Source organism: Nocardia pseudovaccinii NBRC 100343 (genome assembly GCF_001613225.1).
GTDB lineage: Bacteria > Actinomycetota > Actinomycetes > Mycobacteriales > Mycobacteriaceae > Nocardia > Nocardia pseudovaccinii.
The window spans coordinates 1-10,249 of record NZ_BDBY01000389.1 but is presented as its reverse complement, the minus strand read 5'-3'; the positions used below and the strand labels follow the sequence as shown (position 1 = coordinate 10,249).

The 10,249-nt window shown below is 67.1% G+C and carries 10 protein-coding genes; 6 read left to right on the top strand and 4 right to left on the bottom strand.

What is annotated here, in order from left to right; translation table 11 throughout:
• Nucleotides 1–102: 102 nt before the first annotated feature.
• Nucleotides 103–1,434: an outer membrane protein assembly factor BamB family protein gene (locus tag NP3_RS42025; protein ID WP_245721340.1), complete on the bottom strand. Its 1,332-nt coding sequence runs from the start codon at nucleotides 1,432–1,434 to the stop codon at nucleotides 103–105.
• A 238-nt stretch (nucleotides 1,435–1,672) separates the two neighbouring features.
• On the opposite strand from NP3_RS42025, the gene NP3_RS42020 reads away from it, so the two are divergent.
• Both NP3_RS42020 and NP3_RS42015 read left to right on the top strand, forming a co-directional pair.
• On the top strand, nucleotides 1,673–2,422 hold the full coding sequence (locus NP3_RS42020) for an acyltransferase (RefSeq protein ID WP_040693897.1): 750 nt from the start codon (nucleotides 1,673–1,675) through the stop codon (nucleotides 2,420–2,422).
• Between the two features lie 97 nt (nucleotides 2,423–2,519).
• Nucleotides 2,520–3,065, top strand: a complete 546-nt coding sequence (locus NP3_RS42015; protein ID WP_063047275.1) for a DUF1697 domain-containing protein — start codon at nucleotides 2,520–2,522, stop codon at nucleotides 3,063–3,065.
• A gap of 3 nt (nucleotides 3,066–3,068) precedes the next feature.
• Here the strand turns inward: NP3_RS42015 and NP3_RS42010 are convergent, their stop codons facing one another.
• From NP3_RS42010 to NP3_RS42000, 3 genes are read right to left on the bottom strand one after another with little or no spacing between them, the layout of a single operon-like run.
• Entirely contained in the window at nucleotides 3,069–4,322 is a 1,254-nt protein-coding gene (locus NP3_RS42010) for a glycosyltransferase family 4 protein (RefSeq protein WP_063047273.1), read from the bottom strand.
• A gap of 11 nt (nucleotides 4,323–4,333) precedes the next feature.
• Entirely contained in the window at nucleotides 4,334–5,866 is a 1,533-nt protein-coding gene (locus NP3_RS42005) for a 1,4-alpha-glucan branching protein domain-containing protein (protein ID WP_063047272.1), read from the bottom strand.
• A complete protein-coding gene (locus tag NP3_RS42000; RefSeq protein WP_245721339.1) occupies nucleotides 5,863–6,666 on the bottom strand; it encodes a class I SAM-dependent methyltransferase in 804 nt (267 codons plus the stop codon). The genes NP3_RS42005 and NP3_RS42000 overlap by 4 nt, the downstream gene beginning before the upstream one ends.
• Before the next feature lie 193 nt (nucleotides 6,667–6,859).
• Between NP3_RS42000 and NP3_RS41995 the strand changes: the two genes are divergently transcribed.
• From NP3_RS41995 to NP3_RS41980, 4 genes are all read left to right on the top strand, one after another.
• Complete coding sequence (locus NP3_RS41995; protein ID WP_063047271.1) at nucleotides 6,860–7,645, top strand: electron transfer flavoprotein subunit beta/FixA family protein; 786 nt, start codon at nucleotides 6,860–6,862, stop codon at nucleotides 7,643–7,645.
• Nucleotides 7,646–7,677: 32 nt separating this feature from the next.
• Nucleotides 7,678–8,634, top strand: a complete 957-nt coding sequence (locus NP3_RS41990; protein ID WP_063047270.1) for an electron transfer flavoprotein subunit alpha/FixB family protein — start codon at nucleotides 7,678–7,680, stop codon at nucleotides 8,632–8,634.
• Nucleotides 8,635–8,706: 72 nt separating this feature from the next.
• Nucleotides 8,707–9,357 (top strand): Uma2 family endonuclease, encoded by a 651-nt coding sequence (locus NP3_RS41985; protein WP_084509626.1) that lies wholly within the window; start codon nucleotides 8,707–8,709, stop codon nucleotides 9,355–9,357.
• Between the two features lie 137 nt (nucleotides 9,358–9,494).
• Nucleotides 9,495–10,115 (top strand): PadR family transcriptional regulator, encoded by a 621-nt coding sequence (locus tag NP3_RS41980; protein ID WP_084509625.1) that lies wholly within the window; start codon nucleotides 9,495–9,497, stop codon nucleotides 10,113–10,115.
• Nucleotides 10,116–10,249: the final 134 nt, after the last annotated feature.

The following is a 10,249-nucleotide window of genomic DNA, read 5'->3' as shown; positions in this document are numbered from 1 at the left end:
GAGTCCCGGATTGCGCTGCGAATCAGCCGCTCACGGCTTCATTGCGCCTGCATCCCACCTCTGACCTGCACTGGTCTCGAACTCTGCCGCCGACGCGGCCAACTACTGCTCGGGTTTGAAGGTGAAGACTTCGCCGATGCGGGTGGCGAGGACTACCTCGCCCTTGGGGCCGACGGAGGTGCCGGTGGTGGTGCCCTTCGCGTCCGGGAGGACGTCCGAATCGACGGTTGCGCCGGTCTTGGTGTCGAAGGTGATCAGGTTGATGCCGTCGCCGATGGCGGCGGCGGTGTAGCCGGTGTCTCCCGCGGTCTGGACCGGGGTGCCGCGCAGGGTGAGATCCTTACGCTCCCAGGCGATTTCGGCGGCGTCGCCCTTGTCGCGCAGGGCGAGCAGGTGGCCGTCGTCGCCTGCCGGGATGATCAGGCCGTCGTTGGAGACCGAAATGCCGCCGCGCGGCGCCCAATCCAGCGGCTGCACCCATTTGGTCCGGCCGTCGGCGGCGTCGATCGCGATGAGGCGTTTGGCGTTGTCGCCGACGTAGACGGTCCGGCCGTCGGCGGACAGCGTCGGGCTGGTCGCGCTGCCGTCGGTGAGCAGGTCCGCGCTCCATTCCTGCTGAATCTTATTGTCGGCGTAGCGCAATGCGACCAGTGCGGCGATCGGCTTGCCCGGCTGCCACAGCGTGACGAAGAAGCGGCCGCTGGACACCTCGATCGGCGAGATATTGGCGACCGGGCACTGTGGCCCGCCGCTCGCGCAGTCGCCGAGACCCTGTCCGGACGCGGGCCGGGTGAGATCGGGGTACTCCAGGAAATCGGGATCGCCCAGCAGTTGGGCGGTGCTGACGACGCGCTCCCCGGTCTGGCGGCTCAGCACATCCACCTGGCCGGACTGGGTGACCGTCAGGATGTTCCCGTCGCCGGTGAACTGCGCCGAAACCGGTACGCCCGCAACGGGAGTTCGCCAGCGCGGCTGCCCGATCGAGTTGAACGCACTGACCCCGCTGTCGTCGCCGACGTAGACATTGGTGCCGCTGTCGACCACCGAGGGCGCGGAGATCGCGTTCGGTCCCAGCGCGTTGCAGAAGCGCTTGCGGCCGGTCGGCATCTGCAGTGAGAGAATGGCGCAGTTGCTCGGGGTCAGGGTGGTGACGAACATTTGCCCGTCCGGGCCGAGCGTCACGGGTTCCTCGATCGAGCCACCGACCGGCCGCGACCAGCTCAGCGATAGTTTGCGCGAGCCGGTGACCGGGCTGACGCCACTGTTGCGGCCGTCGTGGTGCGCGGTGGTCCAGCCCTTGCCCGATCCGACGGTGATGTCGTCGACGTCGGTACCGCAGCCCGTCAACACCAGTGCGCCGATGGCCGCCGCCGCGCCCAGTCGGGACAGGGTGAGTCCGCGCGCCGGGTTGGCCAGTACGCCGCCGCTTCGCACCTGCTGCACTCCTGTCGTCGTTGCCCGCTGGGGACGTGACCGAAAGCGTGTCGACCCCCGGGTACGCGCACCACCGCCCGCGTGGAGGTTCGCCGCCGCCGTCGGCGGCGCAGCGATCACTGTACGGGAGGGTCCGCCGACGTTGTACGGGTCCCGGCGGTGTTTTCCGACGGGATAAGCTCTAGCCGTCGCGACCGGGACGGTCGCCATGTCAAGGACCACGACAGGAGATGACTTCGTGACGAGCATGTGGGGCGCACCGTTGCGCTCGCGGTGGCGCGGCTCGCGCCGCCGGGATCCGCAGCAAGCGCGATTTCTGACGCTGGCGTCGCTGCGCTGGGTGCTCGCGAACAAGGCGTACACGCCCTGGTATCTGGTGCGGTACTACCGGCTGTTCAAATTCAAGGCGGCCAATCCGCATATCGTGCTGCGCGGCATGGTCTTCCTCGGCAAGCGCGTCGAAATCCACGCGACCCCCGAATTGGGCCGGATGGAGATCGGCCGCTGGGTGCATATCGGTGACGGCAATGCCATTCGCTGCCACGAGGGTTCGCTGCGCATCGGCGACAAGGTCGTCTTCGGCAAGGACAATGTGGTCAACACCTACCTCGATATCGAGATCGGTGAATCCACGCTGGTCGCGGACTGGTGCTACATCTGTGACTTCGACCACCGCATGGACGACATCAATATGCCGATCAAGGATCAGGGCATCGTCAAGAGCCCGGTCCGCATCGGCCCGGACACCTGGATCGCCGCCAAGGTGACGGTGCTGCGCGAAACCCGCGTCGGCCGTGGCTGTGTGCTCGGTGCGCACGCGGTGGTCAAGGGCGAGATTCCGGACTACAGCATCGCCGTCGGCGCGCCCGCCAAGGTCGTCAAGAACCGCAAGGCGACCTGGGAGGCCGGTGCCGAGGAGCGCGCCAAATATGTTGCCGCGCTGGAAGATATCGAGCGCAAGAAGAACGGCGCCACCCAGTCGGCATGAGCGGACCCGGTCCCCGGGATCCGGAACGGACCCGGGGCTCGTGCTATCTCGGCCGAGTATGCCGGTACGCGTCGGTGGCAGTCGGTACGGTCACGGCATGAACAGGTACGCGGCGCTGTTGCGCGGGATCATGCCGACGAACCCCAATATGAAGGGGGAGAAGCTGCGCGGGGTGTTCGAGGGACTCGGATTCGAGAAGGTCGCCACGGTATTGGCCAGCGGCAATGTGGTCTTCCGTACCGCGGACACCGATATCGCGAAGTTGGAAGCCCGCATCCAGGACGCGCTGAACAGCGAACTCGGAATTCCGGGCGGCACCATCGTGCGCACCTATGACGAATTGCGCGACCTGCTCGACACCGATCCGTTTCCGGGCCTGACCCACGGCCGCGGCACCTACCTGACCGCGACGTTCCTCAAACAGGCCCCGCCCAACGTCGCGAAGGATCTGCACAAGCACACCGAACCCGGTGTCCGGATCGTCGGCTACGACACCGCCGCCCGCGTCGTCCTCTCGGTCATCGACAACACCGAACCCCGCACCCCGAACTTCATGGCCTGGATGGAGAAGACCTACAGCAAGGAGATCACCACCCGCACCTGGCTCACCATCCAGAAGATCGTCAAGAAGTTGGAGAGCTAGGCGCTACTTCGGATCGCGCTCGGGGAGGGGACGTTCGATGATGGTGGGGCGGCCGAGGGGGTTGCGGACCCGGCGTTTGGCCGAGGAGTAGACCAGGGCGGTTTCGGCGGCCACGACGTCCCAGGCGAAATCCGCGGTGAGGCGTTCGCGCGCGGCGTAGGCGCGGTCCTGGGTGGCGGCCGGATCGTCGAGGGTGGCGCGCACGGCTTCGACGATGCCGTCCACATCCGCCGGTTCGAAGGATGCGCCGGTGACGCCGTCGATGACGGCCTCGCCGAGACCACCCGCGGTGGAGGTGATCAGCGGGGTACCGGCGGCGGCCGCCTCGAGTGCGACGATGCCGAAGGGTTCGTAGCGGCTCGGCAGCACGATGGCATCGGCGCCGTGCAACCAGCCGAGCAGTTCCTCGTGATCGAGCTGACCGGCGAAGGTCACCGCCCGCGCGACCCGATGCACCCGGGCGCGTTCGCGCAGCCATTCGAACTGGGTGCCGATACCGGCGACGGTCAGCGTGGTGCCGGGGTGGGCGCGGCGGATGCGCGGCAGCGCGGCGATCGCATCCTGCACACCCTTCTCGTACTCGAGCCGACCCACATAGAGCAGACGCGGCGGACCGGTGCGCGGTGCGCGCGGCCGAAAGGTCCACGCGCCCACATCGATTCCGTTGCGGATCACCGTCATCGGCACTCGTTCGGGCCCGTAGAGCCGCTCCACCTCGTCCTGCATGGAGGTCGAGCAGGTGATCAGCGCATCCGATTCATTGGCCAGCCACCACTCGACCGAATGCACCTGCTTGTTGACCCGGCCCGAGACCCAACCGCTGTGCCGCCCGGCCTCGGTGGCGTGGATGGTGGAAACCAGCGGCACGTCGTAGTACTCGGCCAGCGCGATCGCCGGATGCGCGACCAGCCAGTCGTGTGCGTGCACGACATCCGGGACCCAGCCGTCGCCGATGCCGGGCTTGCCGAGCGCGACTCCCGCGCGCACCATCGCGTGGCCCATGGCCAGCGTCCAAGCGAGCATGTCTTCGCCGAAGTCGAAGCACGGCGGATCCTCCGCGACCGCGACCACCAGCACGCCCTCGGCGATGAAGGAGTGGGTGGGGTGGGTCACGGAGTCGGTGCCGGAGGGGCGGCGGGCGAGCACGACCACTTCGTGACCGGCCGCGGCCAGTTCGACCGCCAGGTGATGCACATGGCGGCCCAGCCCACCGACCACAACCGGTGGGTACTCCCACGACACCATCAAGATCTTCATGAATGTCCTTATCAGGCGGAGTCTCGGTCCGCGATCGCCAGCCGCCGTGCGTCCAAACTCGGGAAGAAGCCGTCGGCCGCCCCCCATCCTGCCGCCAACTGGTGTGCTTTGGCGACTTGGCCCGCCCCGACGGCGGCGGCGATTTCCCGCACGGCGTGGGCGTGCCGGTGCGCGCGGTCGCGTGCATAGCCAGCCGCGGAGTCCTTGCTGACCATGAATGCCCAGTCGCTGGAGACGGTGAGGATGGCCTCGCGCAGCAGTTGATCGGCAACCGGGTCGCGCAGTGCGGCGCCGCCGTCCGCGGCCCGCATCTTGTCGACCGTATCGAGGGTGAGCCGGACAATATCGTCGTTCAGATCCACCAGGTCTTTCACCTGGTCACCGGCCCAAACTCGCCAATCCTTACCCGAACCCCAGGACGAATCGGCAAGCGGCACCGGCTCGCCGACGAACCCGCGCATCCTGGCATCGGCCAGCGTGCCGACGGTGACGCCCGCCTCGGGCAGTGCCCGCAGCACCTGGGCCAGCCACTGCGGACCCTCGTGCCACCAGTGTCCGAACAATTCGGTATCGAATGCGGCGACGACCAGGGCCGGACGTCCGATACGCGCCGATTCCTCGATCAGCCGTTCGCGCACGGTCCGCACGAAATCGTCGACATCGCGAACCACCGCCCCGGCCGCCAGTTCCGGGTCGTACGGGGCCTTGTCCGGACCGGCGACCGTCTTGCCGGTGACGCGAGCGGGTTTGAGACCCGTCGCGTGGTCATAGTGATGAAAGTCACGGTAGGAACTCTGGCCCGGATAGCCGGACTTGGGCGACCAAACCCGGTAGCTCACCTGCAGATCCCGCCCGAAGGCCACCACATCCGATTCCCGGACCGGCCGTCCGAGGGTGGTGTCGCCGCGCAGTGCGGGTCCGTCGACCATGAAATGTGTCACACCCGCGGCCGCGTATCCGGTCTCCATACCGGGGGTGTAGCCACATTCGGGCGCCCAGATGCCGGTCGGGGTGTGGCCCCAGCGGTGCCGGGCATCGACCAAGCCCTCGTCGAGCTGGAAGGCGCGCAGTCGCGGGTGCAGCAGTGGCTGGAACGGGTGCGCGAGCGGGCCGCCGAGCAGCTCGATGGCCTCGGCGTCGATGAGCTGCCGCCAGACCGGCGCCGCGCCGTGGCGCCAGTGCTGTTCGAATTCCGCGAGTGCCGCCGCGGCCAGCCGGTGCTCATGCCTGCCGAGTGCGATATTGCCCGCCATCGCGGCCTCGTCGGCGCGCAGCTGCCAGTTGCCGAGCCAATGATGCATGCCCGCAAGGCAATGCGGATCGTCCAGCTGGGCGGCGAGCACCGGCGTGATGCCGAGACTGAGCAGATGTGAACGGCCTTCCGCGGCAAGGGTTCTCAGCACGTCGACGACCGGAAGGTAAGAGGCGGCCCAGGATTGGTAGAGCCATTCCTCGCCGACCGGCCAGCGACCGTGGTGGGCCAGCCAGGGCAGATGGGAATGCAGGACCAGAGTGAACTGGCCGGGAACTTCTTGTCTGCTCAAGGCTTCACCGCGATGGCGACCAGATCGAGGCTCGCATCGATGTCCTCGGTGGCCAGTGCGAAATCGTCGATGGCGACCGCGGCGACATCGGCGGTCAGCTCGGCGGGCCACGGCTCCCCGGCCAGCGCGCGCTCGATCTGGGCATCGATGAACGAGCCACCGTGCTTGGCGTCCAACGCCTTCAGCGTCGGGCCGTGGTGCACCCCGGTCATGAGCGTGACCCGGAAACCCGCGTCGACGAGCAGTTCGGTGAGTTCGTCGGCATTGAGTTCGCGGGTGTGGAACGGGTTGAGCGGAGTGTCGCGGCCGGGGGAGAAGGTGATCCGATTGGGCGTGCTGATCAGCAGCTCACCGCCGGGCCGCAGCACCCGCAGGCATTCCCGGATGAACTGGCCCTGGTCCCAGAGGTGTTCGATCACTTGGAAATTCACCACGACATCGACCGACTCGTCTTCCAGCGGCAGCGCGGCGAGGTTGCCCTGGATCATCTCAACGCGCGGGTAGCGGGCGCGCACGTGCTCGACCGCGCTGGTGTCGTAGTCGAGGCCGATCACCTTGGTCGCCACATCGGCGATCATGTTCGCGCCGTAACCCTCACCGGATCCGGCCTCCAGCACCGTCTTTCCGGCGCAACGCTCGAGCAGGCGTGCGTAGACGATCTCGTGCCGACGGAACCAGTAGTTCTCCTCGGCGATGCCGGGTACGGTCCGCTCGCCGGTCAGCGGCAACGGCTCCACGGCCGACTCGGGAGTAATGCCCGGGGTGGTGCCCACTGCGGCAGGGATCACAGCCTCGCTCATCGCTCCGACGTTACTGGTAACGCGGCCGCACATTATCGCCAGGACCACCGTTGTGAGAGAGAAGCGACTAAGTTACCCGCGAGTAACTTAACGTAGGGTAGTGTCACGCCCTGAGCTACAAACTAAGGACGTACGGCGCCGCTCGTGCGACCACCACACACGTGTAACCAGAACAGGAGGTCGACGAAGACCGATGCCGAACATCGTCGTACTCATCAAGCAGGTTCCCGACACCTGGTCCGAGCGCAAGCTGACCGACGGTGACTTCACCCTCGATCGCGAAGCCGCCGACGCCGTCCTCGACGAGATCAACGAGCGCGCCGTCGAAGAAGCGCTGCTGATCAAGGAAGCCCAGGGCGGCGAGGTCACCGTGCTGGCCGCCGGTCCGGACCGGGCCACCGAGGCCATCCGCAAGGCGCTGTCCATGGGCGCCGACAAGGCCATCCATATCAACGATCCGGCGATCCACGGCTCCGACGCCGTGCAGACCGCCTGGGTGCTGGCCAGCGCGCTGGGCCAGGTCGAGGGTGTCGAGCTGGTCATCGCGGGCAACGAGGCCACCGATGGTCGCGCCGGCGCCGTGCCCGCGATCATCGCCGAGTACCTGGGCCTGCCGCAGCTGACGCACCTGCGCAAGCTGTCCGTCGACGGCGACAAGATCACCGGTGAGCGGGAGACCGACGAGGGCGTGTTCAAGCTGGAGGCCACCCTCCCGGCCATCGTCAGCGTCACCGAGAAGATCAACGAGCCGCGCTTCCCCTCCTTCAAGGGCATCATGGCCGCGAAGAAGAAGGAAGTGCAGACCTTCACGCTGGCCGACCTGGGCGTCGACCCGTCGACCGTCGGTGTCGCCAACTCGGGCACCGCCGTCACCGCGGCCACCCCGAAGCCCCCGCGCACCGCGGGCGAGAAGATCGCGGACGAGGGCGACGGCGGCACCAAGATCGCCGCCTACCTGGTCGGTCAGAAGATCATCTGATCCCGCCCGAGACTGCTTAGGAGAGAACACAAATGGCAGAAGTACTTGTGCTCGTCGAGCACGCCGACGGTGCGATCAAGAAGGTCAGCACCGAACTGCTCACCGCCGCGAGCGCGCTGGGTGAGCCCGCGGCCGTCGTGACCGGCCCGGCCGGTACCGGCGAGAAGCTGGCCGACGCGCTGGCCGCCGCGGGCGCCGCGAAGATCTACATCGCCGAATCCGACGATGTCGAGAACTTCCTGGTCACCCCGAAGGTCGACGTGCTCGCCGGTCTGGTCGAGTCGATTTCCCCGGCCGCCGTGATCGTCGCCGCCACCGCCGAGGGCAAGGAGGTGTCGGGCCGCCTCGCCGCGCGCATCGGCTCCGGCCTGCTCGTCGATGTCATCGACGTCAAGTCCGACGGTTCGGTCGTGCACTCCATCTTCGGTGGCGCGTTCACCGTCGACGCGAAGGCCACCGGCGACGTGCCGGTGATCTCGGTGCGTCCGGGCGCCGTCGAGGCCACCGCCTCGGCCGGTGCGGGTGAGAAGGTGACCGTCGAGGTGCCCGCGCAGGAAGAGGGCGTCGTGAAGGTGACCTCGCGCGAGCCGGTCGTCGGTGGCGACCGTCCGGAGCTGACCGAGGCGAGCATCGTCGTCTCCGGTGGTCGCGGTGTCGGTTCCGCCGACAACTTCGCGGTCGTCGAGGCGCTGGCCGATTCGCTCGGCGCCGCCGTCGGCGCTTCGCGTGCCGCGGTCGACTCGGGCTACTACCCGGGCCAGTTCCAGGTCGGTCAGACCGGTAAGACGGTCTCCCCGCAGCTGTACATCGCCCTCGGCATCTCCGGCGCCATCCAGCACCGCGCCGGTATGCAGACCTCGAAGACCATCGTCGCGGTCAACAAGGACGAAGAGGCCCCGATCTTCGAGATCGCGGACTACGGCATCGTCGGCGACCTGTTCAATGTCGCCCCGCAGCTGACCGAGGCTGTGAAGGCGCACAAGGGCTAGTTCCGCGCTTTTCGCGTGGCCCCGGCCGGAAACGGCCGGGGCCACGGGTTTTTCCACCGCTATCATTGCGGCATGTCGCTGCCCCGTATCGAGCGTCCAGACCTGCCCGAACACATGACATGGGAGGAACTGGAACGTCTGCCCGAAGAGATTGCGGAGCAGATCGAGCTCTGGGAAGGGCGCGTGGTGTGGATGCGCCGCGGTCCCCGGGAGCATCAGCGGTTCAGCCGCCGCATCGTTCACGAAATCGAGCGGTGTGCGCGCGAAACCATGTCGGAGCACCCTGGAGCCTGCTGGGAGGCCGAGTTCGAGACCAACGTGTTCCTCGGGACGAGCGGAAAATCGGACTTCCTCACTCCAGACTTCCTCGTGTTCGGTTGCCTCCCGCCCTACCAGGACATACGGGCCGCCGACACACTGCTTGTCGGTGAAGTACTTTCACCGTCGAACTCCGGGCCCGATATGGAGGCCAAGAAAGGCCGGTATGCGAAGGCCGGGATCCCGTGGTACTGGGAGGTGACGCTCGATTCCGATGTCAGTGCCATTGCGAGGATTCGCGCATACGGCCTGGAAACCGGGTACGGGCCTCTGCCTGATGGGGTCACCCCGTTGCATCCGGTTGAATATCGGCTCGTCGGTGAATGGGTGAACGACGGCGAGGAGCGAGTGTCGTTCACGCACCCGTTCCCGATCGATATCCCGTGGACCGCGCTCGCCTACTGACGGGAAGGTCTCTGCTCCCATCGGTCAGGATGCGCTGAGCTGACAGAGATCAGCACTGTCCGAGTGGCTCCGGCTGGTAACGGCCGGGGCCACTTGCGTTTTCATGTGGCCGCGTGCGGGTGGGATAACCTGCGGATATGGCTGTTCCTACGACTCGGATGCTGGTGCTCGCCGTGGTGCGGCTGCTGGCGCCGGTGCATGGTTACGACGTTCGGCGGGAGTTGCTGTCCTGGCGGGCGGACAATTGGGCGAATGTGAAACCGGGTTCGGTGTACGGCGCGCTGAATACCTTGCAGCGCGACGGGCTCATCGCGGTGGAGGGCGTCGGGCAGGACGGTGCGCGGCCGGAGCGCACGACCTATCGGCTCACCGCCGAGGGGGAGAAGGTCTTCGCGCAGCTGCTGCGTGACGCGCTGTGGGATGCCGAGCAGCCGAAGCATCCGTATGCCGCGGCGGTCGCGCTGCTGCCGCAGGCGCCTCGCGACGAGGTCGTCGCCGCGCTGCGCAGCCGGATCAAGAAATTCGAGGCCGAACTCGAGCAGCTCGATCGCGAGGAGCGTCGCGTGATGGCCGGTAGCGGCGATCCGGCGGAGACCGAACCGCATCATGTCGCCGACGCGATCCGGTTGGCCTCCGAACATGTACGCGCCGACCTGCGCTGGTCGCAGAAAACGTTGGAACGCATCGAAAGTGGTGAGTTGGAGGTCTGGGAACGGTTCCCGACGCGGGTGGACGGCCGGAGCGCCATCATCGACTGATCAAGACTGAATAGTAAAGCTTGACTATTTGGTCGATCGTTTCTACCGTTGTTCAGGTGGAAACGATCGACTCCGTTCGTGATCGCACTCGCACCTCGGTGATCCGGGTACGCGGGCTGGCGCGGACGTTTGAA